The sequence below is a fragment of the Cohnella luojiensis genome (genome assembly GCF_004564235.1).
GTDB lineage: Bacteria > Bacillota > Bacilli > Paenibacillales > Paenibacillaceae > Cohnella > Cohnella luojiensis.
Genome location: NZ_SOMN01000003.1, coordinates 91,362 through 117,857 on the forward strand (window position 1 = coordinate 91,362; position 26,496 = coordinate 117,857).

Genomic DNA, 26,496 nt, shown 5'->3' on the forward strand with positions numbered 1-26,496 from the left:
CGATGGTGAATTGGATCTGGATGGGCATGATCGTATTCAGCGTATTGTTCGGGGCAGCCAATGGCAAAATGGAGCAGGTTGCCGAGGCTGCGTTCGGCGGCGCCCAGACGGGAGTGACCGTATGCTTGGGGCTTATAAGCATTCTGGTGTTCTGGATGGGCCTAATGAGAATTGCCGAAGTTGCAGGCTTAGTTAGCAAGTTATCCAGGCTATTGGCACCGATCGTCAGACGGTTATTCCCGGATGTCCCTTCGGAACATCCAGCCATGGGTTATATCTTATCCAATATGAGCGCTAATCTTCTTGGCTTGGGTAACGCGGCAACGCCAATGGGAATCAAGGCGATGCAGGAACTGCAGAAGCTCAATCCCCATCCGACGGTCGCCACTCCGGCGATGTGTACCCTGCTCGCTCTAAACACCGCAAGCATAACGCTCGTTCCAACGACGATGATCGCGATCCGGATGAATTTCGGCTCCGTTCATCCCGCGGACATCGTAGCCCCTACCTTGCTGGCTACGCTGATCTCAACCGGAGCTGCCGTCATTATCGACAGGTGGTATCGCAGGAGAAATAAATTCCCGCCAACCTCGACGATCATCCAAAAAGATGGAGCAGCGCCCCCGACAACCTTGTATAAACCTCCGGCTCCCGCAGGGGGAGGCTGAGCTTATTGATCTCATGGATTCAAGTCGTCTCAACATGGACAATTCCCGTTCTTATTGCCTTTATTCCTTTATACGCTTCGCTCCGCAAGGTGCCCGTGTACGAGACTTTCATCGATGGAGCCAAGGACGGGTTCCAGACGGCGATAGGCATTATTCCTCATCTTGTCGGCATGATGACTGCCATCGGCATGTTCAGGGCATCGGGAGCAATGGATGCCATCGTAGGCTTGATCAAGCCCCTGCTGGAAGGGGTCGGCATCCCCGGAGACGTTCTTCCGCTCGCCTTGCTTAGGCCGATTACCGGCGCAGGCTCGCTAGCCTTCGTTACAGACCTTATCAAGGAGCAGGGACCCGATTCGTTCGTGGCGCGGATTGCATCCACTATACAGGGCAGCACGGATACGACGTTATACGTTCTGACCGTCTATTTCGGGGCCGTGGGAATCCGGAATTCGCGATATGCGCTTAAGGTAGGCCTTTTATCCGATTTCATCGGGTTCTTTGCCGCCGTTGCCGCTTGCTGGTTGATGTTCGGATTGGTATGATGGAGTATGAGGTGAAAGACCGTGGAGGAAAGATTACAGAAGGTTCTTGCGAACGCCGGCGTCGCATCCAGGCGGAAGTGCGAAGAGCTCATTACCGCCGGGAAAGTGACGGTTAACGGCGAAGTCGTGACCGAGCTAGGCGTGAAAGCCGATCCAACCAAAGACTTTATTACGGTATCTGGAAAAGCGATCAAGAAGGAAGCAAAAGTATATATTATTTTCAATAAGCCCAAAGGGGTCATCACGAGCGTATCCGATCCCCAAGGCCGCAGCGTCGTTACCGATTATATGAAAGAAATCAAAGAACGGCTCTATCCGGTCGGAAGGTTGGATTACGACTCGGAAGGTCTGCTGCTTATGACGAATGATGGCGATCTAGCCCACAAGCTGACGCATCCGAGTCATCATGTACCGAAGACCTATCACGCCACCGTCGAAAGGGTTCCTCATGGCAACGCGCTTGAGAAGCTGCAGAAGGGCATTAAGCTTGAGGACGGGATGACGGCTCCTGCCGAGGTCGAATATCACGATATCGATCCCGAGAAGAAGTTCGCCACGATTTCCATTACGATCCGCGAAGGCCGCAACCGCCAAGTTCGCCGGATGTTCGACGCGATTAATCATCCCGTCACCCGGCTTAAGAGGATTACGTTCGGCAGTTTGCAATTGGGCAATCTGCAGCGCGGCAAGAATCGCAGATTAACGGCGGACGAGATAGCCAAGCTTCAAGAGTCGGTAGCGGGAGTAGCAGTTGAACCAGGCACCGAGACGACGGAATCGGCCGAGGATTGACCCTATATTGCGTCACACAATGTTCAAAACCGGAGGTCGGGCCCTTGCCCTTGACCCCGGTGTTTTCGTTATAATGGGAATATCGGATTACGGGTGGTGAGAAGGCTTATATGGGACGATATCGCAAAGCGATGCAATATATTATCTTAGCCGTCGTGCTCCTCGTTGGAGGATACGCGATCGGCAATTCGCTGTTCACGACGAGCGTCGTGCTGAACAAAGGAGACAAGCCGCCGGCTTTCCGCTTAGCCGGCCTGGACGATAAGGTTCACGAATGGAAGGATTACGAGGGGAAGCCGCTCATCCTGAACTTCTGGGGTACCTTCTGTCCGCCATGCCGCAATGAAATGCCTGCCCTTCAGAAGCAATACGAAAAGTGGAACGGGCAAGGGCTGCAGTTAGTCGGAATCAATCTTAGCGAAGACTCGTTAACCGTCGAGAGCTTCATTCGGCAAGTAGGAGTGAGTTTCCCGATTCTGCTCGACATGGATAAGAAAACGGAGAAGGCGTACGGGCTTAAGCAGTACCCGACAACGTTCTTCATAACCGCGAAAGGGACGATCCAAGAGGTCGTCATCGGCGGTTTATTGACCGAAGAAGAGATCGAGACGCGCGTAGAACGGCTAATGAAGTCGAACTCGTGACGTCAAGGAGGCCTGGCAGTTGTTTCAGAACACCAAGTGCGAATGCGGACACCAGAATCCCGTAGGCACGGTATTGTGCGAATCATGCGGCAAGCCTCTGGACGAGGACCTGTTAATAGACGAGAATACCCCGCTCGAGATGAGATATGACGGTGTGGCGCGCAGGTCCCAGAAAGCAAACCCGCATTTCATCGACCGGATATGGAACTTTTTCTCCTCGGTTAAGATCGCCGTATATTTGATCTTTATTACGTTACTAGGCGCGTCTCTCGGCACTATTTTCCAACAGGAAAGCACGCTGATCAATCTGACCGAGAGGTCGGAATTCGCGGCCTATTACAAGGAAGAGCACGGAACGGCCGGCGTTATCTATCATGCGCTCGGATTATCGAGGACATACGAGTCATGGTGGTTCGTCGCATTGCTGGTCATGATCGGGACTTCGCTTGTCGTATGCAGCTTGGATCGAGTTCTCCCGCTTTACCGCGCGTTAGCGAGACAGCAGATACGTAAACATCTCCAATTCATAACCCGTCAGCAAGTGGTCTATACGGGGACGTTTGAAGGCGACCGGGAAGCTTGGCTCGCGGAGTTCGGCAAACAGTTGAAGCGCAAGCGTTACCGGGTGTGGCAAGAGGACGGCGCGTTGCTCGCGGAGAAAAACAGGTTCAGCCGCTGGGGACCTTATATTAACCATATCGGACTTATCATCTTCCTGCTCGCCGTACTCGGACGCGGGATTCCTTCATGGCACATGGATCAATATTTATCTCTCTACGAAGGCGAAACGAGGCAAATTCCGGGTACGAACTACTATGCAAAAAACGATGATTTCACCGTGGACTACTACTCGGAGAGCGAGCTGGCGAGCAATCAGAAGGGTACGAAGGTCGTCAAGCTGTATGAGACGAAAGCCCGGCTGTACGAATGCACGGCCGACTGCGACGATCCGATCAAGGAGCCCGTATTGACGGAGGTCATGCAGCATGACATCCACGTAAACAGCGCGTTATCCTATGACGGACTAAAGCTGTACCAGAATAGCTTCCAGGAAAAGGTTCGGTTCATTTCCGTGCATCCTTCGCTCTTGAACGCTTCTACGGGGGAATCCTTAGGCTCGTTTGACCTGCTTATGGATAATCCATCGGAATCGTATGAGGTCGGTTCCTATCAGTTGAAGCTAAACGACTATTACCCGGACTTTAGTCTGGACGAACAGAAGCGCCCTATGACCAAGACGAGGGAGCCGAACAATCCTGCGTTCGTGTTCCGCGTTACGGGCCCGGAAATACGACCGGAAGGGGAAGTATACATTTATTTCCCAATGCCGAGCGAGAAGAGCAAGTACTACGAGCAGCTTTTCAACGAAAGCTTCAAGCAAAGAGGGGACAATACGGGTAAATTCGCCATAAAGGTGGAAAACCCGATCGTCGATGGTAAAATGAATAATATCAAGTATTCCGAATATACAACCTACCTGAACATCCGGATGGACAAGGCGATGCCATACATCTGGGTCGGCGCCGCCATATCGATGATTGGTCTGATCATGGGCTTCTACTGGCAGCATAGGCGGATTTGGTTGCGATTCGACGATGATAAGCTATCGCTTGGCGGACACACGAATAAGAATAGCTTCGGCTTGAGAGCCGACGTCGCTTGGGCTTTGGGACGAGCAGGCATCGAGGTTACGCCCAAATCGCTCGATAACAGGAGGAATTTACGTTGAATTGGTTAGAGTTCAGCAGTAATGCGTTTATAACCGCGTTTTACTTCTATTGCGTTTCGTTTATCGCTTTCGCCATCGGCGTGGCAGGCAAACGTTGGAGCAACCGTAAACCGGAAGACCACACGGCGCGTTGGGGCAAAATCGGATTCGTGCTGGCCGTGATCGGCTGGATAGCCCATTTGACCTTTTTCTTTACCCGTTGGCATGGGGGAGGACACATTCCGACGAGCAACATGTATGAATTCATGACTTTTCTCGGTATGGCCATTATGCTCGCCTTTATCGTAGTGCATCTTATATACCGCAATATGCTGCTGGGAGCGTTCGCGCTTCCGCTCGTCATTATCATTATCGCGTACGCTTCCGTATTCCCGTCCGAAGTACAGCCGCTTATACCGGCATTGAATAGTGTTTGGCTGAAAATTCACGTGACGACTGCCGCTACGGGAGAAGCCTTCTTCGCTGTCGGTTTTGCAGCCGCCCTGATGCAACTGATTAGGGTAGTCGACTTCACCCGTAAAGATAAAGCGGGGAAACGAGCGCAATTCTGGACGGAATTCTCGCTATTCGTCATTATTGTTCTCATAGGCTTCTTAGTCGCCGTTTTCGCCTTCCGCGGAGCGGGTTATGAATCGAACTTTAGCCAAGAGACGGTATCGATCGACGACGACGGGGTTGCCATTACCGAAGTCAAAGAAGTGAAGTATAGTTTACCGCCGATCGTGGCGCCTTACAATAGCGATACGGTTTCCTTCCAATCCTTCATCGGAATGAACGAGCCGCTGTTCGAATCTCCTTCTTGGTTAAACGGAGTCAACGCGGGACGTAAGCTGAATACGGTCATTTGGTCCGTTATCGCGGGATTAATCTTGTACGGTCTCCTTCGGCTAATTACCCGTAAACCGCTCGCGGCAGTTATACATCCTCACCTTACGGACATCGATCCGGAAGATTTGGAGGAGATCAGTTATCGTGCCATCGCGATCGGATTCCCGATCTTTACGCTAGGTGCGCTCATTTTCGCGATGATCTGGGCTCAGATAGCCTGGTCGCGTTTCTGGGGCTGGGATCCGAAGGAAGTATGGGCTCTCGTTACGTTCTTGTTCTACAGCGTATACTTGCATCTTCGCTTGTCGCGCGGCTGGCAAGGTACTCGCTCCGCTTGGCTTGCGGTCATTGGATTCTTGGTCGTCATGTTCACGTTAATTGGAGTTAATCTCGTCATTGCCGGATTGCATTCTTACTCCGGAGTATAATAGGGCACACAGAAGGTTAAAAGCCGAGAGGAGTGCATGCGCATGAATACAGGTAATCGGATATTGGTCGTAGACGACGAGGAAAGAATCCGTCGCTTGCTAAGGATGTATTTGGAGAAGGAAGGTTACGTCATCGATGAGGCGGAGGACGGCGAAACCGCGCTTCGCAAAGCGCAGGAGGACGACTTCGATCTGATCGTGCTTGACCTTATGCTGCCGGGCATCGACGGCATCGAGGTATGCGCGCGTCTTCGTCAGCAGAAGGCGACTCCCGTGCTTATGCTCACGGCCAAGGGCGAAGAAGTCAATCGCGTCCAAGGCTTCGAGGTTGGCGCGGACGATTACGTGGTGAAGCCGTTCAGCCCGCGGGAAGTCATCTTCCGCATTAAGGCGATCTTGCGCCGTTCGTCGGCTACGGCATTCCTATCCAAGGAACTGAATACGAGCAACAATATCGTGTTTCCTTTCTTGATCATCGAGCATGATGCCCATCGCGTAACCGCCAGCGGACAAGAAGTAAACTTAACGCCCAAGGAATACGAGCTTTTGCACTATTTAGCCAGTACGCCTGACAAAGTGTTTTCGCGCGAAGAGCTGCTTAAGGACGTGTGGAACTATGACTTCTTCGGGGACCTGCGGACGGTCGATACCCACGTAAAACGCCTTCGCGAGAAGCTGAACCGCGTATCGTCGGAAGCGGCTTCGATGATCACGACGGTATGGGGCGTGGGTTACAAGTTAGAGGCGGCGAAATAGGGTATGGCGATATGGAGAACGGTCGTCGGCAAGATGTGGCTGACGATCATAGGATTAGTTGCGGTCGTTATTACGACGTTAGGCTTGTTTCTGCTAGAATACATCGACCTGACTTTTGCCGATCCGATGAAGATCAAACATTTGTTTATCTATTCCGGAGTCATCGGATTTCTGTTGACGACGTTCTTCGCTTTTTTCCTTCTGACGAAAATCACGCAGCCGTTGCGGGAGATGAAGGATGCGGCTAACAGCGTTGCGCAAGGCGATTACACGGCAAGGGTAGCCATTCGGTCCTCCGATGAAATCGGCGAGCTTGCCAATACGTTTAACCAAATGGCTTCGGAGCTGCATACCCTCATAAAGGACCTTCAGCATGAACGCGACCACTTAAGCAGCGTCCTTCGAAGCATGACGGATTCCGTCATCTCCTTCGACGCCGGGGGAGAGGTTATCCTGACCAACCCCCAGGGGCAACACCTGTTGGAGGACTGGAGCTCCGTGGACTGGTCCGACGAGGATTCTCCCGAGCGCGACGCGCACGTTCCCGGGCCTCTGCGCGAGACGTTCCGCAATGTCATCTCGAGCGGCAAAGAGCTTACCGTCAAGGTACACGTGAAAAGCGGGGTTTGGTCGGTCGTGATGACTCCATTGGCTTCGACGGATTCCGTTAGGGGCGCCGTCGCCGTGCTGCGGGATGTCACCGAGGAGTTCCGCGTGGACAAAATGCGTAAAGATTTCGTAGCGAACGTGTCCCATGAGATACGAACTCCGCTGTCTATGGTTCAAGGCTATAGCGAAGCGCTTATGGACGATATCGCGGCTACACCGGAAGAGCGAAGAGAGCTCGTGCAGGTCATCCATGACGAGTCGCTTCGAATGGGGCGCCTGGTCAAGGACCTATTGGACTTGGCTAGGATGGAAGCGGGATATCTGGAAATGAATTTTCAGCCGTTGGACGTGAACGGTCTCCTTTCGCGGGTATACCGCAAATTCGCGGTGCTAGCCAAAGAACGCCATATCGTGCTTACGAAGTCGGAAGAGGATCCATCGTTGCTGCTGGAAGCCGCAGATGCAGATCGTCTAGAGCAGGTGTTGACGAACCTCATGGACAACGCGCTTCGCCATACGCCCTCAGGAGCGTCTATCGCCTTGTGTGCCTCGAGAATCGGCGGGAGCAATGGCGAATGGCTGGAACTGAAAGTTATCGACGAAGGTCAGGGAATTCCTCACGAGGATTTGCCTTACATCTTCGAACGCTTCTACAAGGCGGATAAGGCTCGCAAAAGAGAGACGACGGGCGGCGGAACCGGTTTAGGGTTAGCTATCGTCAAGAACTTGATCGTGGCCCATGGAGGCACCATTAGCGCGATTAGCGCGCCTGGGCAAGGGACTGCTTTTACGATACAGCTTCCCGTTGAAGCTAACCGCAAGAAGAACGCTAAAGAACCGTTGCGTTGAAAAGAGGGAACGACATGAACTTCCGCCGGTTTTGGCCTTCACGCAATCCCTCAAAATCAGCATCCGAATTTCAATTGTCTAAGGAAGCCCGCGTCGCATTACTCATTCACGGTTGCTTCAATTCGGTGCATCGATGTCGGGACTTTTCCTCAATTTATATTTGTGGCGTTTGACCGAAGATTTAGTTATCAACGGGATTTTCAATATTATCGTTTACGGAATGACTCCCATCGCGTTTGCTCTCGGCGGATGGATCGCGAAGAAGAAGGACCGGATGGTCACGTATCGCCTCGGCATCGCGTTGATCACGGTCTTTTTTCTTGTCGTCATTTTCGCTCAGGAGAAGGTCGTTACCTATTATCCATGGTTTGCGGCCTTTAACGGGCTGGCTTTGGGGCTCTATTGGACGGGGTACCTCGTTCTCATGTATGACGTTACGGAAGCTAGAAACCGCTCGCGCTTTTTGGGGATCAACATGATCGTCTTTAATTCCGCGGGATTGGCCGGGCCGGCTTTGTCGGGTTTCCTGATCAGTTTGTTCGAAGGCTTGAAGGGCTACTTGCTCACGTTCGCCGCCGCATCGTCTTTGTTCGGAGTCGCTTCTTTCTTCAGCTTGCGCATTCGAAGAATTCAATCGCATCACAAGACCTATTATTTAAAGTATTCCGGACTTATGATGATGAAAAACCGGCTGTGGATGCTCTCGCTAATAGGGTTTCTCATACTGGGCTTGTTCCAGGGATTGATGCTGTTCTTGCCTAACATCTTAATGTTTCAAACGGTCGGCCGTGAAGATCAAGTCGGCTATTTAACCGTATTCTTCGCGTTGCTTACGATCCTGACAGGACTGTTCATCTCTCGCAGGAAACAGCAAAGCAACATACGCCGCGATTTGTCAGTGGCATCGCTATTCATCATCGCGGGAGCTGCCGTTCTGTTTCTGGATATTAAGCTGTGGACGGTTATCCTCTTCATGTCCGTCTATTCCCTGATGGCGCCTCTGATCATCAATACGTTAACCTCCTATTATTATAGGATAATGGATGGACTGCCGCTTAAGGGAATGTTCCGGATCGAATCGGTTGTCATTCGTGAATTTTTCCTAAACGCGGGTCGCGTATTATCGATCTTGTTGCAGATTTTATTCGCGAGCGACTTGAATTCCCCGGCACTTCCGGTCGTGTTGCTTCTAACCGCGTTAACGCAGCTTGGCATTGCGCTCCTCGTCCGAAATAAAGTGTAATGGAAAAAAAGCTGCTCAAAAGGTTTTCGCTTTTGAGCAGCTTTTTTTTGCATTTTCTTCCTAGTGCAAATGAATTTCCTTAGCATTGTTAAGGTCCGGAAGAGCCGTGAGTTCGCCCAGTACTTGCTTGGTCACGCCTTTATCCACGCCAAGCATCATGATTGCCGCTCCGCCGACGATTTTACGGCCTACCTGCATGGTGGCGATGTTAATCTCGTTCGTGCCGAGCAACGTTCCTACGCGTCCGATGATTCCCGGCTTATCGTGGTGAGAGATAAGCAGGATGTGACCTTGCGGTTCAACGTCGACCGGGAATTTATCGACTTGCGTGATCCGAGGACCGAATCCGTTCAGCAGCGTACCTGCGACTAGACGTTCTTCCTTATCCGTGCGAAGCGTAACGCTGACTTGGTTGGTGAACCCCTTGGAAGCATGGGATTTCGTGACGACGATATTGACTTCGCGGTTCTTAGCAAGATGCATCGCGTTGACGACGTTAACTTGATCGGAGCCGAGGTGGTGGGCAAGCACGCCTTCCACGATATGCCGAGTTAGCGGCTGAGTGTCGACCTCTGCCAGATCGCCGGCATAAGAAACCGCGATTTCCTTGACCGGGCCTTCCGCGATTTGAGCGGCGAAGCTGCCGAGTTTCTTGCCGAGCGAGAAGTAAGGCTCAAGCTTGGAAAGGACTTCGGCCGCTACCGGAGGCATGTTAACCGCATTCTTGAAAGGCTCTCCGCGCAAAATGTGAAGCAATTGTTCCGAAACGTCGATGGCCACGTTCTCTTGCGCCTCGATGGTAGAAGCGCCCAAGTGAGGAGTGACGATAATCTTCGGATGCGACAGGAACGGGTGGTCGGGAGCTGGCGGTTCCTCTTCGAATACGTCGAAGGCCGCGCCAGCGACTTGACCGGCGTCGATAGCGGCGACAAGCGCAAGCTCGTCGATGATGCCGCCGCGAGCGCAGTTAACGATGCGAACGCCTGGTTTAATGCGAGCGAACTGATCTTTACCGATCATGTGACGCGTTTCCGGCGTAAGCGGGGTATGAACCGTAATGAAATCCGCTTCGCCGATGATATCGTCTACCGACGCCTTGCGTACGCCCATTTTCTCCGCGCGCTCTTCCGTTAGGAAAGGATCATAGCCGAGTACGTTCATTCCGAAGGCTTTGGCACGAGCGGCTACTTCGCTGCCGATACGGCCCATGCCTAGAACGCCGAGCGTTTTGTTGCGAAGTTCGACGCCGACGAAGGATTTGCGGTCCCATACTCCGCCGACTGTTTTCAAATAAGCTTGAGGGATGTGGCGGGCAACGGCCATCATCATGGCGAAAGTGTGCTCGCAAGTCGTTATCGTGTTGCCATCCGGTGCGTTAATGACGATGATCCCGCGTTTCGTTGCTGCATCAAGTTCGATGTTGTCAACGCCGACGCCGGCTCGTCCGATCACTTTAAGTTTTTTCCCGGCGGTCATGATTTTTTCGGTAACTCGCGTTTGGCTGCGAACGAGCAATGCATCGTATTCACCGATGATGGCGACTAATTCGTCCTCGCTTAAGCCTGTCTTCTTGTCAATGGTGATATCGGATGCTTCGACCAGGAGCGAAATGCCCAAATCGCTAATCGGATCCGAAACTAAAACCTTAAACATGGTGGAACCCCTCCTTCGATATATAGAAAACACCCTCAACCGCCGCTTTCCGCATTAAGCGGGCAAACGGTGCGTAGAGGGTGACTCCGCAAGGTCACTTCTTTTCTTGTATCGCTTTACGCACGAGACGGTTCCAAATGCCCTTCCTATTTTATAGCAACGGGATAGACAATTGCAATGGCGAATGTGCGACAAAATGGCGCTTTATCCAGTAGTTAAACTATACTCTTTACTTCTCCGGGAAGAAAAACGGCAGCTGCGGCAGTTGGTCGCTCTCGTAGATCCGGGATTTCATTCCAATGAAATCTCCGCTGCGTACCGCCTCCGTGCTCGTCAGCAGCTCGGCGATAGCGTTGAAGCTCTTCACTTTCCGTTTGTCCGCTTGGCCCGAGCCGATGAATTGATCGATACGTGCGGTCAAGTCATGAGGCAGGAAGTCCGCAAGTTGAGCTTGCTCGGAAAGGTAGTCGGACGAAACCTTGATTTTCACGATCAGAGGCAGGGTTTTCCACTTCGCAATCGTGAGAACATCCGGTCTATCGTATTCACCCGGGATATCGGAGTCGACCGATGCGGCCCATTTCAGCATGGAGTTATAATATTCCTTCTGCGCGTCGAGCGAATGCGCGAGTCCTTCTTTATAATAAGAGTTATCGTTCACCTTATCCATAGTCATCTGCGCAGTTCCTTCGTTTGCCGTGGCTGCAAGCAAGGAAAAGCCTTCCTTGAACAACTTCAGACTCTTGAGGTAGCTCGTTTGCGAGCTCTTCAATTGCGGCGAGATAGGCGGCACATAGACGGCTTTAATCGCATCGTATTTGTTTTGCGCGGACTTGGCTAGTTCCTTCATGGAAGACGATCGATCGGCGGTCGATTCTGACAGCCATTTTTCTTGGGCGGCGAACCAATCGTTTTGAAATTCACGATAAGACAAAAATACGGTATGATAGAAAGAAACCAAATCTTGCTGCTGATAAGCATTCGGCTCGGGAGTAGCGGCTAATTCCGATACTTCTGCGGTTGCATACCTTGCTTCGGTACGATCAGAACCCACCTTGACGCCGTAAAAAAAAGCTCCTACCGCGATGATAAGCATGAGTAAGAAAGCTAGTGAAAAAATAAGGTCGGATCGATTCAGACGCTTTTCCATCGGTTGCTCCTTTTAACGGTTAGTTAGTAGTCCTAGTATAGAAAAAAACATGGCGCTTGAACATACAAAAATTAGCATAAACCGAGGTAGCATGAGAAAATTCGACATTCGAAACATCAAGATTCGCAAAGTGACCGTGGACCAACTGAACGACAAGATGTTATTAGCCAATTTGTATGCGACGCAAGCAATCACTCTTATTATCGGTATCGCATGGATATTATTTCAGGGTAGAAATCCTCTCGATTTGTTTAAACCTCCGTCCACAACCGAATTTGCCTTATGGGGAGGGGGATTAGCGCTGGTAGTCTTGCTCTTCGATTTGGGAATTTCCCGTTTCGTTCCGGAGGAGGCATCGGACGACGGGGGAGTTAACGAAAGGATATTCAAGAAGCGGGCGGTTTGGCATATCGCGGTCATTTCGTTAGTCGTAGCGATTTGCGAAGAGATTCTATTCCGCGGCGCCATACAATTCGCGATCGGTCCCTATTGGACGAGCATTCTCTTCGCCGCGATTCACGTCCGGTACTTGCGTCATTGGATTCCGACGGGATTGGTTTTCTCGATCAGTTACGGATTAGGCTGGATCATGATCCACACGGGAACTTTGTGGGCACCGATCCTAGCGCATTTTTTGGTGGATTTAGTGATGGGTTGCATCATAAGATTTCGGAGGGAAGAGTAATGAAGGAAGACGGCGATTCTTCATCGGTATGGAGCAGGTATGTGGCGGCTAAGCAAACCGCGTTCGGCCCTCCCAAGGAAAGCGGAGAACCACTGACCTTGGAGGAGTTGGAAGCGGCAATCGCGCAGACCGCCGCAAGCTCCGGATTGCCGGAGATCGGCTTGCCGCCGCGCGCTGTAGTACACCCCGTTAAACGAAGCCAAGTATCTCGATGGTTTTACCTCTTTCTCGTCGTCCTTTTCTCAAGCTTGGTCGTCGGACTAGTCTGGTGGGGACGCGAGCACTATAGCAGTTAATAAGAACGTAAAAAGCTGCCTCCCGACCAAATAAGGACGGGAGGCAGCTTCTTTATTCAAAACCTAGGAGTCCGAGAATTCCGTGTCAATGGCATTTGGGTCTACGAAGGAATAACCCTTTTGCTCCAGCTGAGTCAAGAGATCATCCAAGGCAGCGGCGGTCCAAGCTAGCTCGTGCATGAGAATATTGCTGCCCGGATGTAATTGCTCCATCACGTTGTCGATGACGGCTTGCGGTCGTTCGTTCTCGGGTATCTTATTCATATCCCAATCCAGGGAGCCATTGGACCACGTCATGAACAGCAAACCGTTCTCCTTGGCGGTCTTGCGGACTTCGTCGTTAGAGGAACCGTGCGGCGGTCTAAAGAAAACCGGGGCTTTGCCGGTAATATCCTTGACAATAGCTTGGACGCTTTCTATCTGTTCCTTGATCTTTGGCGCTTTTTCTTTTTTCAGCATGATGTGATCCCAAGAATGATTGCCGATGGTCTGGCCGCGGTCGTCGATCAACTTTAGCAAATCGGGATTTGCTTCGACGCGGTAGCCGTTCACGAAGAAGATCGCTTTCGCATGGTGCTTATCCAGGATATCCAAGAGAGGATCCAACGTCTCGGGTTCTTTAGGACCGTCGTCGAAAGTAAGAAGTACCACTTTGTTCTCGGTTTTCTCTTTATCGATAGGAACGATAAAATAATTTTTATTCATCCGATAAGTTTTCACGACAGCTGTAGGCTCGGGCGTTGCGCTTGGCCCGCTGTCTTCGGAAGCAGTCGGGCTAGCCGACGGCGAAGCGGAGGGAGACGCGGCTTGCGAAGCAGGAGCCGTCGCGGACGGCAATGCCGTTGGAGAAGCTGCGTTGCTGGGAGACGAGTTGCTGTTGCAGGCCACAAGGCCGAGTAACAAAGCAGTTGTACAAATTCCTATGACTAGACGATTCATGATGAGATTCCCTCCGATAGCGTTCATTACGCAAGATCAATCGAATTGTAACATATTCCGGCCTAACTCGACAGACGACTAACTTCCTTATTTTGATGGGGCATGTCCTGCACTCACTCGGTCACAATAAAGGCAATAAGGAGGTGGCAAAATGAAAATCGGGTCTTTCGTTATGGGTGGATTAGCGGGTGCTGCGGTCGTCATGATGATTCAACGCAATCAAATGATGTCCGCGGTTGCCGCGAGCGTCGGGCATAACCTGAAACATCGAATGAACGACATGAAGGTCGATGCCATCGAGAAGGCGTTGAACATGAAGTTCGCAAGCAGCTTTAAACGCGCGACTGACAGCGTAAGCCACAAGGTACAGAACTCTTCGTCGCATGGTGGAGGATTGGACGAGATTGAGAAAATAGTCGCTCAGGATCCAAGCGTCAGCCATGAAGTGAATGCGATTTTGGAGCAGAACGGCCAGCAACGCATCTAAGAAATAGCTATTAAAACCTAATGGCATCGTCCTTCCCGAAGAGGGGAGGAGGGTGCCGTTTTTTTGTTTATCGAGGGTTTTCCCTAGTGCATTTCGTTGGGAGAAGTGATAACATGTTCTCAAGAAAGTTTCAATCACGCATTATATGCGTAATCATAAGCTGTTATCACCCACAGAAGGAGGATCCTGTCATGAGGATGGAGCGGCTTAGCCAAGACAAGATTCGGATTTTCCTCACGTTCGATGATTTGACTGAGCGCGGGATCCAGAAGGAAGATATGTGGCGCGAAATTCCTAAGGTTCACGAGCTTTTCAGCGAAATGATGGATCAAGCCTATAACGAACTAGGATTCGATGCCTCAGGCCCGCTTGCCGTGGAAGTATTCGCGATGCCTGCTCAGGGAATGGTCGTTATCGTTACGAGAGGTAAGCTCGAGAGGGATACGGATTCCATTGCCGAGGACGAAGAAGAAGTATATGAATTGGAAGTTACGCTTGAACAAAGCGAAGCCATTATATATCGTTTCAGGGACATTGAGGACGCGATTGGGGCGGCCAAGACTTTGGTCGGCCATCTCACGGAAGAAGGCAGAATGTACCGATATCAGAATCAGTGGGTTCTATGTTTCGATCCCGCGGGGCTGGAAAGTACCGGGTATCATGCTTTGATCGCCGTACTCGCGGAATATGGGGAAGCGACCTCGATAACGCCTGCGGTTCTGGAGGAGTATGGGAAACTTATCATCGGTTCCCAAGCGGTGAAGGTATTAGCGGAACATTTCACCAATTAAGAATTTTTCAGGATGATCGCCTTCATCACACCCGCGCGGTTGGATGTTCGGCGGTCTCTTTTTTTATTTAAATGCAAGAATTACCCCTTTTCACCAAATGTTCTTTTTTTATAGGTATCCTTTTACTGTTATAATGGATTAGTGGGAAGGGAGGGAACTGTTGATGCTGCTCGTATCGGTATTGGCTGCCTCGATCGTGCCGGGTATTGCGTTGCTGGCTTATTTTTACTGGAAAGATCGATATGATACCGAACCGGTTTCGATCGTGCTCAAGATGTTCCTGACCGGAGCGTTGATCGTTCTTCCCATTATGGTCGTGCAACGGGGTTTATTGTTTTGGGGAGGGGAGGCGCCTCTAACCTTCTCGTTTATCATATCCGCGGGCGTTGAAGAGTTTTTTAAATGGTTTGTTCTATACCATATGATCTATAATCACACGGAGTTCGATGAACCCTACGATGGTATCGTGTATGCCGTGGCGGTTTCTCTAGGATTTGCTACATTGGAGAACGTGCTGTACGCGTTTCTCGAGCCTGCAACCTTCGGAACGCTTATGATGAGGGCGCTGCTTCCTGTGTCAGGACACGCGTTATTCGGCGTCTTCATGGGTTATTCGCTTGGGAAAGCCAAATTTTCAGCCGGAAAGAGCGTCAAGGTTCACCTCTGGCTTGCCTTGCTGTTGCCGATCATTTGGCATGGCGGGTATGATTTCTTGCTGATAACCGTCCCTCCTACTTGGATCTGGTTGGTGGTCCCCTTCATGTTCCTTTTGTGGTTCGGGGGAATGCGCAAGGTAAATAGCGCCAATGCCGTTTCCCCGTTCCGTTTCATAAAAAGGGAGGAAGAGGTTAAATCCTGACCGTTCCGTCGATACTGGGTTTGGGAATAACCGGTATAGGGGGAGCTACCCGTTGTCTATTCGACATAAAGTAACGATACGCTGCAACCGTTGCAACGAAAAGTTCATTCTGCGAGGTCGCAAGGACAGAGGACGCGTTGACACAGAGTTCAAGAGATGCGTATGCAGCAATACGGACGATTTCGAGATCGAAGAGGAAGCGCTCATCTGAGAGGATGGGGCTTCCTCTTCTTTTTTGATGAACGGTTTCGCCCGCGCATAAAGTTGGAACCTTCGTCCCACAATAACGGCATACCGTTTGGGAATGAAAGGGGTCGGCATTTCATGTACGCACGATTAAGTTCCATAATGTTCCCGATTGCAACGCTTCTCTTTATCGGCGCCATCGTCTGGGGCTATCAGGAGCATCAGGAGAAAAACTCCGTCCTCATCAAGGCGGAGAACCAATACCAGCGCGCGTTCCACGATCTTAACCATCACATGCTGAGCCTGCATGATCAACTGGGTCAAACTTTGGCGGTGTCTTCGGCATCCCAAGGCATGCAGCGCAAAGGTCTGGTAAACGTATGGAGATTGACAAGTCAAGCCCAGAATGAGATCAACCAGCTTCCGTTGGCTCTTCTGCCGTTCAACAAGGCCGAGGAATTCCTTTCGCGAATTTCAAGCTTTGCCTATCGCACTGCTGTAAGAGATCTGAATAAGCAACCATTAACTCCCGTCGAGCTAAAAACGATGAAATCCTTGTACAAAACCGCAGAATCCGTCAATGCGGAGCTTGGGAAGGTACAAGATGCGGTGATATCCGATCACTTGCGTTGGATGGACGTTGAAGTGGCGATGGCAAGCGAGAACAACCCCCATGACAATACGATTATCGATGGCTTTAAAACCGTAGACAAGCAAATGGGGGAATACCCGGAGAATGATTGGGGTCCATCCGCCATGTCCGCCGATAGGAAACTCTCTTCCGCCGGATTGGAAGGCAAGGATATGACGGCGGAGGAGATCAGGAACAAGGCTGTAGAGTTCCTTGGGCGACAAGCATCAGGAGAGGAAGCCGCAGTAACCGAGGATGGAGGGAAGACGGACCTGCCTGCCTACACCGTTACGGTGAAAGGAAAGGGCGGAGCTAATATCCAGATGGACTACACCCGAAAGGGAGGGCACCTCCTTTGGTTCATGAATCCTCGCGACGTGACGAGCCGCAAGCTGAATTTCGATACGGCCCGCAACAAGGGTTCGCAATTCTTGATCAGGCATCAATATAAGGATATGACGCCGATTACCTATGACGAATACGATCATGTCGCGGTATTCACTTACGTGCATACGATCGACGGAGTGAAAATCTATCCGGACAAAGTCACGGTAAGGGTTGCGCTGGATAACGGAGAGGTCGTCGGACTGCAGGCTTCGGACCATGTGTTTGCCAAGAAGCTGCTCACCCCGGGCAAAGCTAAAGTTACCAAGGAGAAGGCGCAAAAGGGGTTAAATCCGGACTTCCGGGTAGAGGATTACTCCCTGGCAGTCATAGAGAACGATATGCGCCAGCCGATCCTCTGCCACGAGTTTTTGGGTAAGATCAACGATCATCGTTATCGGATCTATATGAGCGGGGAGACGGGATTGGAAGAAAACATCGAGGAGATTCCCGACTCGGCGAAAGCGATCTACAAATAGCTGGCACTCATGCACGCTGCGCCCGAATTCGGTTCAGGCGAAGCGTGCATGTCATTCCCCAACTTCTCCACCCATGCTATAATGAGGCATATCGAGAGGAATGTTTTCCGATCATGCTTATAGTGGAGGGTTCCGAGTGCTGCCTAAAATCAATGAGACATTGTACATACAAACCGAATCCGCAACCGAGCCAGTCACGTTACGTACTCGCATAGCTGACGAGGATGATCAAAGCATTTATATGGAAATCCCGATTGATGAGAAGAGCCGGAAGTCATACCTTTCGCAAGTCGGGGAAACATTCCAGATTTATTTCTTTACCCAAGAAGGGGTTAAGCATTTATTTCAGAGCTCCGTCACCGGATTCCGCAAGGATATTGTTCCTCTTGTGGCTATTCGTAAGCCGTTACCGGGGGAGATCACGAAAGACCAACGCCGAAGTTTCCTAAGGGTTGAAGCAAACCTGGAGTTGGCCGTCAGCATCTACGATAAGATCAAGTTCGTGGCAATCACGGAAGATGTCGGCGGCGGCGGCGTGTCGTTTATTTGCGAGAAGAAATGGCCGGTCGTTCAGAATGCGGTACTCTCTTGTTGGCTATTATTAAGCTATAAGGGAGGAACCATTGCCCATGCAAGATTTGAAGGGGAAGTCGTGAGGGTGCTTGAGGCGGATCCCGATAAGCATCTGATCATGATGCGGTTTCAGGATATCGCCGATTCCGATCAACAGAAGATTATTCGGTATTGCTTCGAACGCCAATTGGACAAACGTAAGGAATAATCCAAGCTTTTTGGAGCCCTCCGTTGTCAAGGCGAGAAGCCAGGAGGCTCTTTTAATTGAAGGACAACAATGAAAACGAACGGTATAAATCCGATTTCGCTGCTTGGTCGGACAGAATAGAACGGCTATTGATGAAAGGGATCTTGTTGCTCGTCATCCTGCTCGTCGTCTCCCAGCTTGTCTTGCGATCCCCGATCGCCAGGCAATGGATGACCACGACGGACGAAATCGAGGGAGTCCCTTTTCATTACGTAGCGCATTAGCATACTCCGGCTTCTTTTTTGCATCCAAGGGTGCCGTGTGGTATAATTTTCTCATTCCTTGCAGGCTCTGCCTGCCTTATTTTTTCTAGTGACATCTTGTCGTTGGCGTGTAGGAGGCTTGTCGTTCTCTCATGAGTGAATCGAATTCTCGGCGTATTAACATTGCTATTGATGGGCCTGCAGGTGCGGGCAAAAGCACGGTTGCCCGAATGGTAGCAAAGGCTCTTAAATATATTTACGTGGATACCGGCGCGATGTACAGAGCGGTCACGCTCAAGGTACTCGAGTCAGGACTATCGACGGAAGACAATGAAAGCGTTGGACGCCTGGCGAACGAATTGGACATTGTTTTACTGCCGGGTGCTGAAACGCAAAGCGTACACGTTAACGGAGAAGACATTACCTCGCGTCTGAGATCGCTCGACATCAATCGGAACGTATCTTACGTTGCCCGTTTGGAGAGCGTGCGTTTGCGAATGGCGGAGCTGCAACGCCAGATGGCGCTTGAGAAGGGCGTTGTGATGGATGGCCGAGATATCGGTACCCATGTGCTCCCGGACGCGGAATTGAAAGTGTTCCTCACCGCCTCCCCCAGGGAAAGGGCCAATCGCCGGCACCTTGAGATGGGACCGGACGCGGAGATCACGCTGGAACAGCTTGAGCAAGAAATCATTGAGCGGGACAGATTGGATCAAGAACGGGAATTCGCTCCCCTCCTCCAAGCGCCGGACGCTCACCTGCTCGACTCTACGGGTCAAACGGTGGACGAAGTGGTGAAACAAATCGTACAATGGGGACTTGCTGCGACAAGAACCATTTCGACGGGGGAGAAGTAGACTATGTTATACCGTTTTTGCAGAATGATCCTTCGCATTTGTTTTACGCTTCTATACCGTTTGGAAGCCAGGGGAATTAACAACATCCCCCGCGAGGGACCCGTCATCTTATGCAGCAATCATAAAAGCTTATTGGATCCCATCACTTTGGGGGTTTGGGTGCCCCGCAAAGTTCATTATATGGCGAAAGAAGAACTCTTTCGCATTCCTCTTTTCGGTTCGCTAATCAGAGCTGTGGGCGCATTCCCGGTCAAACGCGGAGGCGTGAGCAAGGAAGCGATAAGGACGGCTATTACCCTCTTGCAGGGTGGTAACGTGATGGGGATATTTCCGGAAGGTACCCGCAATGAGTCGGTTGGCATGGGGAAACGAGGAGCCGTAACGATGGCGATCCGATCCAAGGCAATTGTCGTGCCGGTTGCTCTTGTTGGAGAGTACCGATTGTTTCGCAAGATGCTCGCGGTCTACGGCGCGCCTATCGATTTAACGCCGTTCGCGGAGCAAGGCACGACCGAAAGCATGGAGGATGCGACTGAGCTCATCATGTCGCGAATCCGGGAAATGGTAAGTTCGGGTCGACCGGCGTCCTAACCGATGCATGTTTATTAGGAGAAACCCTCATACTAACGGTATTATTTGGACGATCGATTCTTCTGTTTTCGGGTAATAAAGATTTAAGCGCCGCTTGAAGCGGGTTTAAATAAAGTTGGGGTAGAACTGAGGAGGTAATTTTCATGTCTGAAGAAATCAACATCCAGGAAACGGCGGCGGCCGAACCGGTAGCGGAAACGGCAGTCAGTCAAGATGCACTGGAAAATCTCGTGACCTTGAAGAAAGGGGACACCGTGAAAGGTACGGTAGTCAAAATCGAGGATAACCAAGCGTACGTTAGCCTTGGATATAAATACGACGGCGTTATTCCTTTGCGCGAGCTTTCTTCCGTTAATCTGGAGAACGCAGCTGAAGCCGTGCAAATCGGCCAAGAAGTCGAAGCGAAAATCGTTAGCATCAACGATGCTAAGGAGTCGCTCGTTCTTTCCAAGCGTCAGGTCGACAGCCCTCGCGCATGGGATGAACTGCAAGCGAAGTTCGATAGCGGCGAAGCATTCGAAGTAGTTATCACCGACGTCGTTAAGGGCGGTCTGGTAGCTGACGTCGGCGTTCGCGGATTTATCCCGGCTTCGATGGTAGAGCGACATTTCGTCGAGGATTTCAGCGCATACAAAGGCCGTGCTTTGAAGGTTAAAGTGAAAGAAATCGACCGCGAGAACAATAAGGTCATCCTTTCGGCCAAAGACGTGCTGGACGCTGAATACGAGAACCAAAAGCAACAGATCATGGGTACATTGCAGCCCGGTCAAATACTGGAAGGCAAAGTCCAACGTCTTACGCCATTCGGCGCGTTCGTGGACATCGGCGGCATCGACGGCCTCGTTCACGTATCCGAGATGGCTTGGCAGCACGTTGCCCATCCTGCGGATGTCGTTTCCGAAGGGCAAAGCGTGAAGGTTAAGGTTCTGAAAGTCGATCCTTCCCTTGGCAAGATCTCCCTTAGCATCAAAGCGGCTCAACCGGGTCCTTGGGATTCGGCGACAGGACAATTCAACATCGGCGACATCGTTACCGGCGTTGTAAAACGTCTCGTTAGCTTCGGTGCTTTCGTTGAGATCGCTCCTGGCGTCGAAGGCCTGGTTCACATTTCGCAAATCGCGCATCGACATGTTGCGACGCCTTTCGAAGTGCTGAAAGAAGGTCAAGAAGTTCAAGCTAAAGTGCTGGACTTCAACCCTGCGGAGAAACGCATTTCTCTATCCATCAAGGAAACGGAAGAAGCTCCGGCTCGTCCAGAGCGCGAACACCGCGAACCGCGCGCTCCGCGCGAACGGAGAGAAGAAACGAACTTGCCGCCTGCGGAAAGCATGAGCTTTAACCTAGGCGAAAGATTCGGCGATAAGCTCAGCAAATTCAAGTAATCGTATACTTTCCGATCATTGAAACATCAGCGACTCCAACCGGAGTCGCTTTTTCGATTTTATCCTTCAAGGAGGGCATGGTTTCCGTTCGTACAAGCGCATACTATCCATGAAGGGGGTGGATGGATGTCGCCGTTGTTCGGTGCTGTGTTTTTATGGCTGTTAGCAGCGATTCTATGGTGGAGCGGCTGGCGAGAAGACTCGACGGAGGGGTTTCCCCATTGGGGAGTGGGGGTGTTCCTATCCTTGTGGCCGATGGCCGTGCTGATAAACATACCTCTTACTTCTTCAATAGCCGTAAACGGAGCATGGATATGGACGACGGTCTTCGTCCTAGTGTTGTCATGGAGGCTCCCGCCAAGCAGGAGAGGGACTTCTATTTCCGCGGGTATGCTTGTAGGTTCCGTATATGTGTTGTTAAACAGATTAGCTTTTTATCCGTCAGGGTTCTCGCATTATTTTGCCCCTTGGGGCACGGCCATCCTCTTGGGGTTGATATCCTCTCTGCTACTGCGTAACGTTTGGGAACAGGTGCTCACGCTCTCGGTGGGTTTGTATTTAAGCGCTGGCATAGGTATGTTGTTCCAAACTTCTTTAGGTGGAGTTCCAGTCCTCAGGGGAGCGGAGTGGGTAGAGGGATGGTGGATTGCGCTGTTATCCGCTCGGTTGTGGTCAGCGGCCGTTAGGACCCTTGCTAATACCGGACGGAGATGGGCGTTCAAAATGGGCGAGAAAAGAGGGGGGCAGCGATCATGATGCTGGATTGGCTTCATTCCCATAAGGATTTAACTGGGGTTATTATGGGGTCGGCATTCGGGATGGCGGCAAGGATATCCATGCTGCGCAGCGATTATCGGCAATATCCGGCATATCCGCATGGCAAGATCATTCACTTAGCTTTAGGGTTGATCGCGGGCGCACTAGGGGCAGTGGCCGTTCCTGCGCTGTATAACAAGGATTACACGGCAATTACTTTTCTTTCGCTTGCGGCCCAACAATTTCGTGAAGTTCGCAACATGGAGCGGAACACTCTGACAGCCATCGACCAATTGGAATTGGTGCCTCGGGGTGCTGCATACATAGAAGGAATAGCCGTCGTTTTCGAAGGCAGGAACTACTTGGCGATCCTTACGGCTTTCTTATCCAGCTTATTCGTCATGCTGATCGGGTGGTGGGGTGGTTTAATCGCGGGCGCACTGTCGCTTCTTCTCGCCAATCACTTCATGAAAGGGAAGAAAATCACGCATATCGCCGACGTCGAGATGGCCCCCCTGAAGATGGACGGTCCTAACTTATACGTCGGGGACGTCTATTTGATGAACGTCGGTTTGGATGAGAACAGAAAAATCATTCAAGAACAAGGAATCGGATTTATTCTAACGCCCAAGAACGATGACGCAAGAGTTACTATTGCCAACATGGGTCAGAGGCAGGCCATTCTGCACGATGTCTCCACTCGATTGGGCGTCTACCGCGATGATGGGGATCCAGGGCTGTTGCCCATCGGGAAGCTAGGCCTTCGAACCGGCAAGCTGGGACTTCTTGTACTGCCGCGCGAGAAAGATACAGATAAGGCTTATCAAGCGGTTTGCAACGTACCTTTACTCGAGGCGGCGGTCAGAATGCCGACGGAAGCGAACCGCAAGAGCACGGAGGCGAAGCAGAATGGCTAAGATCGTCGGGGTCGTTGCGACCGGTGATACGGAAGTGGGAGGCGGAGCTCCTATCTTCTATGCCAAGGACAGAGATCAGCTGCAGACCATTGCCCATCTTTTGGAGAAAGTGCTGGATAGCGCCGCTCATGAAGTGAATAAGGACTTGTTCATAATCGTCAATCGGCATTAGATTCTATCGCGGGATTGGTAATTATCGTTAGCCAAGCCAGCCGATTTTTGCTATGATGAAGGTTGTGGGTGTTTTTTTTGAAGGAATTCAGCCATGGGCTGGAGAAGTTGTTCGATAAGTTGAGGAGTGGAAAATATGGCACGACCCGTAATCGCTATCGTCGGAAGACCCAACGTGGGCAAATCCACGATATTTAACCGAATAATCGGAGACCGGCTCGCTATTGTCGAGGATAAGCCGGGGATTACCCGCGACCGTATCTATGGCACAGGCGAGTGGAATGGACGTTCTTTCAGCGTCATAGACACCGGAGGCATCGAGATCGATGGAGAAGACGGCTTGCTTCGCTCGGTTCGGATGCAGGCGGAATTAGCCATCGAAGAGGCCGACGTCATTATATTCATGGTGGATGCCAAGGCTGGCGTTACCAATGCGGACGAAGAAGTCGCGCAGATGTTATTCCGTTCCCAGAAGCCGATAGTGCTCGGAGTTAATAAAGTCGACAATCTGGGACGTATGGACGATATCTATGAATTCTACTCGCTTGGCTTCGGCGATCCCGTGCCTATGTCCGGTGCGCACGGACAGGGAGTCGGGGATTTGCTGGATGCGGCAGTGAATAAGCTTCCGGTCAAGGAAGAGCAAGAGTATAACGACGACATTATTAAGGTGGCGCTCATCGGACGTCCGAATGTCGGCAAATCCTCGCTTGTCAACGCCATTTTAGGCGAAGAACGCGTTATCGTCAGCAACATCGCGGGAACGACGCGCGATGCCATCGACACGCCTTTCGAGAAAGATGGGCAGAAATACGTGCTTATCGATACGGCAGGCATGCGCAAGCGCGGTAAAGTGTACGAAACCACGGAGAAATATAGCGTCATGAGGGCCATGCAAGCCATCGAACGCGCAGACGTGGTGCTTGTGGTCATAAACGGCGAGGAAGGCATCATCGAACAAGACAAGCATATCGCCGGTTACGCGCATGAGAATGGCAAAGCCGCGATATTCGTCGTGAACAAATGGGACGTCGTCGAGAAGCATGACAAGACGATGCAACACTTTACGAACACGATCCGCGATCATTTCCTGTTCATGACTTACGCGCCCGTCGTATTTTTATCGGCGCTGACGAAACATCGTTTGACGAAGCTGTTCCCGGTCATCGACCGCGTTGCCGAGCAGCATGCGCTTCGGGTTCCAACTAACGTGCTTAACGACATTATCTCGGACGCGGTTGCGATCAATCCTCCGCCAACAGACAAAGGACGCAGGTTGAGAATTAACTACGTCACTCAGGTTGCGGTTAAACCGCCAACATTGCTTATTTTCGTGAACGACCCCGAATTGATGCATTTTTCTTATGAGCGTTATTTGGAGAACAAAATTCGCGCGGCCTTCGAATTCGAAGGAACGCCGCTTAGATTGTTCACCCGTAAGAAGTCGGATCAAGAATAGGGGAGACCGAGAGTGTTTAACTCAATCATCGCGATCATCGTCAGTTATTTGTTAGGCTCTATTTCGTTCAGCATTTTGTTTGCCCGTGGGCTCCGTAAGATCGACATCCGAGAGCACGGAAGCGGCAACGCGGGAGCAACGAACACGCTAAGAGTGTTGGGTAAGGGTCCGGCGATCGCGGTATTCCTGCTTGATATAGCGAAGGGCTCCGTCGCCGTATTGATAGGTTTATGGCTCGGCGAGGGAAGCGAATGGGTGCCCGTTGCTTGCGGATTAGCTGCGATCGGCGGGCACAATTGGCCGATTTATTTCCGGTTCAAAGGTGGCAAGGGAATTGCGACGACAGTGGGGGCGCTAGTAATATGGGCGTTCTTGCCGACATTGATCGCCGGAATCGTCGCCATTCTCGTCATCGTATTTACTCGTTACGTATCGCTGGGATCTATGGTTTTCGCGGTATGGCTGCCGATATTGTTCTATTTGTTTCACCTAGATGCTGCCTATATTTGGGGTGCTTTGGCGGTAGCTTTATTAGCTATCGTTCGCCATCGCAATAATATCGTAAAGCTATTGAACGGTACCGAGAATAAGCTGGGCAGCGGCAAAAAGGGTGAGCCTCATGGCGCATAAGAAGATCGCGGTTATAGTCGCGGGCAGTTGGGGTACGGCATTGTCGAGGGTATTAGCGGACAATGGACATTACGTGAAGCTTTGGACGCGCAATGCGGCTCAAGCGGACCAGATCAATAGCGAACGTCGCAATGAGAAGTTCCTTCCCGGCGCGATCTTGCCTGAAGGGATCACGGCTACGACGGATATCGCCGAAGCCGTTACCGATGCGGAAGCGGTGTTGTTCGTCGCCCCTTCCTCGGCGATGAGGGAAGTTGCCCGCCAAGCGGCAAATTTCTTACATAAAGAGGCATTGGTTGTTCATGCGACTAAGGGGTTTGAAAGCGATACTCTTAAGCGGATGACCACGGTGTTAGCGGAGGAGCTAGGTAGGCCCGAACAATACATCGTCGTGCTTTCCGGACCTAGCCACGCGGAAGAAGTCGTGAACCGACTTCCGACGACGATCGTTGTTGCATCGAAAGATATTGCTTGCGCGGAAACGGCGCAAGATTTGTTTATGAACGAAGCCTATTTCCGCGTCTATACGAATCCGGATTATATCGGCGTCGAAACGGCAGGCGCGATTAAGAATATTATCGCTCTTGGGGCGGGGTTATCCGATGGGCTTGGCTTCGGCGATAATGCCAAGGCCGCGCTCATAACCCGGGGACTTGCCGAGATCGCCCGGCTAGGTGCCGCGATGGGGGCCAATCCTCTTACTTTTGCCGGATTGGCGGGTGTCGGAGACTTGATCGTGACATGCACGAGCCAGCATAGCCGCAACTGGAGAGCCGGATCCATGTTGGCGCAAGGCCTGCCGCTTGCGGAGGTTCTTGAGCGCATGGGGATGGTCGTCGAAGGCGTCCGGACGACGAAAGCCGCTCATGCGCTGGCCGTTCAACACGGGGTAGAGATGCCGATAACGGATCAGTTGTACTCTGTTCTATTCGAAGGCCTATCCCCTGAGAATGCCGTCGGAGCATTGATGGGGCGCGTTCGTACTCACGAGATCGAGGAAATCGCATCGGCTTCCCGCAATAAATGGCTTAAGGGTTAATCGGAGCGATTCCTCGAACAAAGCCGAGAAACTAGCCCGC

General features: G+C 51.5%; 30 protein-coding genes. 27 read left to right on the forward strand and 3 right to left on the reverse strand.

Annotation, left to right across the window (positions count from 1 at the left end; genetic code table 11):
- The first annotated feature begins 2 nt into the window (after positions 1 to 2).
- The 9 genes from E2980_RS04140 to E2980_RS04180 all read left to right on the forward strand — a co-directional run bounded on the left by E2980_RS04140 (position 3) and on the right by E2980_RS04180 (position 9,091).
- Positions 3 to 668, forward strand: a complete 666-nt coding sequence (locus E2980_RS04140; RefSeq protein ID WP_135150863.1) for a nucleoside recognition domain-containing protein — start codon at positions 3 to 5, stop codon at positions 666 to 668.
- A gap of 5 nt (positions 669 to 673) precedes the next feature.
- On the forward strand, positions 674 to 1,213 hold the full coding sequence (locus E2980_RS04145) for a spore maturation protein (protein ID WP_135150864.1): 540 nt from the start codon (positions 674 to 676) through the stop codon (positions 1,211 to 1,213).
- Positions 1,214 to 1,234: 21 nt separating this feature from the next.
- A complete protein-coding gene (locus E2980_RS04150; protein WP_135150865.1) occupies positions 1,235 to 2,005 on the forward strand; it encodes a pseudouridine synthase in 771 nt (256 codons plus the stop codon).
- 110 nt (positions 2,006 to 2,115) lie between these two features.
- Positions 2,116 to 2,649: a redoxin domain-containing protein gene (locus E2980_RS04155; protein WP_167746963.1), complete on the forward strand. Its 534-nt coding sequence runs from the start codon at positions 2,116 to 2,118 to the stop codon at positions 2,647 to 2,649.
- 19 nt (positions 2,650 to 2,668) lie between these two features.
- Entirely contained in the window at positions 2,669 to 4,378 is a 1,710-nt protein-coding gene (gene resB, locus E2980_RS04160; RefSeq protein ID WP_135150867.1) for a cytochrome c biogenesis protein ResB, read from the forward strand.
- Complete coding sequence (gene ccsA / locus E2980_RS04165; RefSeq protein WP_135150868.1) at positions 4,375 to 5,634, forward strand: cytochrome c biogenesis protein CcsA; 1,260 nt, start codon at positions 4,375 to 4,377, stop codon at positions 5,632 to 5,634. Before resB ends, ccsA begins: the two co-directional genes overlap by 4 nt.
- A gap of 42 nt (positions 5,635 to 5,676) precedes the next feature.
- On the forward strand, positions 5,677 to 6,390 hold the full coding sequence (locus E2980_RS04170; protein ID WP_135150869.1) for a response regulator transcription factor: 714 nt from the start codon (positions 5,677 to 5,679) through the stop codon (positions 6,388 to 6,390).
- 3 nt (positions 6,391 to 6,393) lie between these two features.
- Entirely contained in the window at positions 6,394 to 7,848 is a 1,455-nt protein-coding gene (locus E2980_RS04175; RefSeq protein WP_135150870.1) for an ATP-binding protein, read from the forward strand.
- A gap of 169 nt (positions 7,849 to 8,017) precedes the next feature.
- Complete coding sequence (locus tag E2980_RS04180; protein WP_240702868.1) at positions 8,018 to 9,091, forward strand: MFS transporter; 1,074 nt, start codon at positions 8,018 to 8,020, stop codon at positions 9,089 to 9,091.
- Between the two features lie 60 nt (positions 9,092 to 9,151).
- Here the strand turns inward: E2980_RS04180 and serA are convergent, their stop codons facing one another.
- Both serA and E2980_RS04190 read right to left on the reverse strand, forming a co-directional pair.
- Positions 9,152 to 10,744, reverse strand: a complete 1,593-nt coding sequence (gene serA / locus E2980_RS04185) for a phosphoglycerate dehydrogenase (RefSeq protein ID WP_135150871.1) — start codon at positions 10,742 to 10,744, stop codon at positions 9,152 to 9,154.
- Positions 10,745 to 10,973: 229 nt separating this feature from the next.
- The gene (locus E2980_RS04190; protein WP_135150872.1) at positions 10,974 to 11,894 is read right to left on the reverse strand and encodes a hypothetical protein; all 921 of its coding nucleotides are present in this window, start codon (positions 11,892 to 11,894) and stop codon (positions 10,974 to 10,976) included.
- A 91-nt stretch (positions 11,895 to 11,985) separates the two neighbouring features.
- Here E2980_RS04190 and E2980_RS04195 point away from each other — a divergent pair, with 91 nt between their 5' ends.
- The gene (locus E2980_RS04195) at positions 11,986 to 12,579 is read left to right on the forward strand and encodes a type II CAAX endopeptidase family protein (protein WP_135150873.1); all 594 of its coding nucleotides are present in this window, start codon (positions 11,986 to 11,988) and stop codon (positions 12,577 to 12,579) included.
- Entirely contained in the window at positions 12,579 to 12,875 is a 297-nt protein-coding gene (locus tag E2980_RS04200; protein WP_135150874.1) for a hypothetical protein, read from the forward strand. Before E2980_RS04195 ends, E2980_RS04200 begins: the two co-directional genes overlap by 1 nt.
- 63 nt (positions 12,876 to 12,938) lie before the next feature.
- On the opposite strand, the gene E2980_RS04205 is transcribed toward E2980_RS04200, so the two are convergent.
- The gene (locus E2980_RS04205; RefSeq protein WP_135150875.1) at positions 12,939 to 13,814 is read right to left on the reverse strand and encodes a polysaccharide deacetylase family protein; all 876 of its coding nucleotides are present in this window, start codon (positions 13,812 to 13,814) and stop codon (positions 12,939 to 12,941) included.
- A 151-nt stretch (positions 13,815 to 13,965) separates the two neighbouring features.
- On the opposite strand from E2980_RS04205, the gene E2980_RS04210 reads away from it, so the two are divergent.
- The 16 genes from E2980_RS04210 to E2980_RS04280 all read left to right on the forward strand — a co-directional run bounded on the left by E2980_RS04210 (position 13,966) and on the right by E2980_RS04280 (position 26,456).
- Entirely contained in the window at positions 13,966 to 14,301 is a 336-nt protein-coding gene (locus E2980_RS04210; protein ID WP_135150876.1) for a hypothetical protein, read from the forward strand.
- Positions 14,302 to 14,492: 191 nt separating this feature from the next.
- On the forward strand, positions 14,493 to 15,092 hold the full coding sequence (locus E2980_RS04215; RefSeq protein ID WP_135150877.1) for a genetic competence negative regulator: 600 nt from the start codon (positions 14,493 to 14,495) through the stop codon (positions 15,090 to 15,092).
- 163 nt (positions 15,093 to 15,255) lie between these two features.
- Entirely contained in the window at positions 15,256 to 15,951 is a 696-nt protein-coding gene (gene prsW / locus E2980_RS04220; protein ID WP_135150878.1) for a glutamic-type intramembrane protease PrsW, read from the forward strand.
- A 52-nt stretch (positions 15,952 to 16,003) separates the two neighbouring features.
- Complete coding sequence (locus E2980_RS24040) at positions 16,004 to 16,162, forward strand: hypothetical protein (protein WP_167746964.1); 159 nt, start codon at positions 16,004 to 16,006, stop codon at positions 16,160 to 16,162.
- Between the two features lie 113 nt (positions 16,163 to 16,275).
- Positions 16,276 to 17,631, forward strand: a complete 1,356-nt coding sequence (ypeB, locus tag E2980_RS04225; RefSeq protein WP_135150879.1) for a germination protein YpeB — start codon at positions 16,276 to 16,278, stop codon at positions 17,629 to 17,631.
- 136 nt (positions 17,632 to 17,767) lie between these two features.
- Positions 17,768 to 18,412, forward strand: a complete 645-nt coding sequence (locus E2980_RS04230; protein ID WP_135150880.1) for a flagellar brake protein — start codon at positions 17,768 to 17,770, stop codon at positions 18,410 to 18,412.
- Between the two features lie 56 nt (positions 18,413 to 18,468).
- Complete coding sequence (locus E2980_RS04235; RefSeq protein ID WP_135150881.1) at positions 18,469 to 18,675, forward strand: hypothetical protein; 207 nt, start codon at positions 18,469 to 18,471, stop codon at positions 18,673 to 18,675.
- Between the two features lie 131 nt (positions 18,676 to 18,806).
- On the forward strand, positions 18,807 to 19,511 hold the full coding sequence (gene cmk / locus E2980_RS04240; protein WP_135150882.1) for a (d)CMP kinase: 705 nt from the start codon (positions 18,807 to 18,809) through the stop codon (positions 19,509 to 19,511).
- A 3-nt stretch (positions 19,512 to 19,514) separates the two neighbouring features.
- Positions 19,515 to 20,102, forward strand: coding sequence for a lysophospholipid acyltransferase family protein (locus E2980_RS04245; protein WP_135150883.1), 588 nt, complete (start codon positions 19,515 to 19,517; stop codon positions 20,100 to 20,102).
- 143 nt (positions 20,103 to 20,245) lie between these two features.
- Positions 20,246 to 21,484, forward strand: coding sequence for a 30S ribosomal protein S1 (gene rpsA, locus E2980_RS04250; RefSeq protein ID WP_135150884.1), 1,239 nt, complete (start codon positions 20,246 to 20,248; stop codon positions 21,482 to 21,484).
- 126 nt (positions 21,485 to 21,610) lie between these two features.
- The gene (locus E2980_RS04255) at positions 21,611 to 22,240 is read left to right on the forward strand and encodes a hypothetical protein (RefSeq protein ID WP_135150885.1); all 630 of its coding nucleotides are present in this window, start codon (positions 21,611 to 21,613) and stop codon (positions 22,238 to 22,240) included.
- Positions 22,240 to 23,157 carry a YIEGIA family protein gene (locus E2980_RS04260; RefSeq protein ID WP_135151047.1) on the forward strand — a complete coding sequence of 306 codons (918 nt, stop codon included), beginning with the start codon at positions 22,240 to 22,242 and terminating at the stop codon, positions 23,155 to 23,157. The genes E2980_RS04255 and E2980_RS04260 overlap by 1 nt, the downstream gene beginning before the upstream one ends.
- Complete coding sequence (locus E2980_RS04265; RefSeq protein ID WP_135150886.1) at positions 23,150 to 23,329, forward strand: capping complex subunit for YIEGIA; 180 nt, start codon at positions 23,150 to 23,152, stop codon at positions 23,327 to 23,329. Before E2980_RS04260 ends, E2980_RS04265 begins: the two co-directional genes overlap by 8 nt.
- Positions 23,330 to 23,464: 135 nt before the next feature.
- The gene (der, locus tag E2980_RS04270; RefSeq protein ID WP_135150887.1) at positions 23,465 to 24,787 is read left to right on the forward strand and encodes a ribosome biogenesis GTPase Der; all 1,323 of its coding nucleotides are present in this window, start codon (positions 23,465 to 23,467) and stop codon (positions 24,785 to 24,787) included.
- A gap of 12 nt (positions 24,788 to 24,799) precedes the next feature.
- Entirely contained in the window at positions 24,800 to 25,417 is a 618-nt protein-coding gene (plsY, locus tag E2980_RS04275) for a glycerol-3-phosphate 1-O-acyltransferase PlsY (protein ID WP_135150888.1), read from the forward strand.
- Entirely contained in the window at positions 25,407 to 26,456 is a 1,050-nt protein-coding gene (locus tag E2980_RS04280; protein ID WP_135150889.1) for an NAD(P)H-dependent glycerol-3-phosphate dehydrogenase, read from the forward strand. The genes plsY and E2980_RS04280 overlap by 11 nt, the downstream gene beginning before the upstream one ends.
- Positions 26,457 to 26,496: the final 40 nt, after the last annotated feature.

Bases quoted from the DNA above. Each gene is read 5' to 3' on its own strand.
- E2980_RS04140 (WP_135150863.1), top strand. From the start codon at position 3: ATGGTGAATTGGATCTGGATGGGCATGATCGTATTCAGCGTATTGTTC.
- E2980_RS04155 (WP_167746963.1), top strand. From the start codon at position 2,116: ATGGGACGATATCGCAAAGCGATGCAATATATTATCTTAGCCGTCGTG.
- E2980_RS04170 (WP_135150869.1), top strand. From the start codon at position 5,677: ATGAATACAGGTAATCGGATATTGGTCGTAGACGACGAGGAAAGAATC.
- E2980_RS04175 (WP_135150870.1), top strand. From the start codon at position 6,394: ATGGCGATATGGAGAACGGTCGTCGGCAAGATGTGGCTGACGATCATA.
- serA (WP_135150871.1), bottom strand. From the start codon at position 10,744: ATGTTTAAGGTTTTAGTTTCGGATCCGATTAGCGATTTGGGCATTTCG.
- E2980_RS04190 (WP_135150872.1), bottom strand. From the start codon at position 11,894: ATGGAAAAGCGTCTGAATCGATCCGACCTTATTTTTTCACTAGCTTTC.
- E2980_RS04195 (WP_135150873.1), top strand. From the start codon at position 11,986: ATGAGAAAATTCGACATTCGAAACATCAAGATTCGCAAAGTGACCGTG.
- E2980_RS04200 (WP_135150874.1), top strand. From the start codon at position 12,579: ATGAAGGAAGACGGCGATTCTTCATCGGTATGGAGCAGGTATGTGGCG.
- E2980_RS04205 (WP_135150875.1), bottom strand. From the start codon at position 13,814: ATGAATCGTCTAGTCATAGGAATTTGTACAACTGCTTTGTTACTCGGC.
- E2980_RS04210 (WP_135150876.1), top strand. From the start codon at position 13,966: ATGAAAATCGGGTCTTTCGTTATGGGTGGATTAGCGGGTGCTGCGGTC.
- E2980_RS04215 (WP_135150877.1), top strand. From the start codon at position 14,493: ATGAGGATGGAGCGGCTTAGCCAAGACAAGATTCGGATTTTCCTCACG.
- prsW (WP_135150878.1), top strand. From the start codon at position 15,256: ATGCTGCTCGTATCGGTATTGGCTGCCTCGATCGTGCCGGGTATTGCG.
- ypeB (WP_135150879.1), top strand. From the start codon at position 16,276: ATGTACGCACGATTAAGTTCCATAATGTTCCCGATTGCAACGCTTCTC.
- cmk (WP_135150882.1), top strand. From the start codon at position 18,807: ATGAGTGAATCGAATTCTCGGCGTATTAACATTGCTATTGATGGGCCT.
- E2980_RS04245 (WP_135150883.1), top strand. From the start codon at position 19,515: ATGTTATACCGTTTTTGCAGAATGATCCTTCGCATTTGTTTTACGCTT.
- rpsA (WP_135150884.1), top strand. From the start codon at position 20,246: ATGTCTGAAGAAATCAACATCCAGGAAACGGCGGCGGCCGAACCGGTA.
- E2980_RS04255 (WP_135150885.1), top strand. From the start codon at position 21,611: ATGTCGCCGTTGTTCGGTGCTGTGTTTTTATGGCTGTTAGCAGCGATT.
- E2980_RS04260 (WP_135151047.1), top strand. From the start codon at position 22,240: ATGCTGGATTGGCTTCATTCCCATAAGGATTTAACTGGGGTTATTATG.
- E2980_RS04265 (WP_135150886.1), top strand. From the start codon at position 23,150: ATGGCTAAGATCGTCGGGGTCGTTGCGACCGGTGATACGGAAGTGGGA.
- der (WP_135150887.1), top strand. From the start codon at position 23,465: ATGGCACGACCCGTAATCGCTATCGTCGGAAGACCCAACGTGGGCAAA.
- E2980_RS04280 (WP_135150889.1), top strand. From the start codon at position 25,407: ATGGCGCATAAGAAGATCGCGGTTATAGTCGCGGGCAGTTGGGGTACG.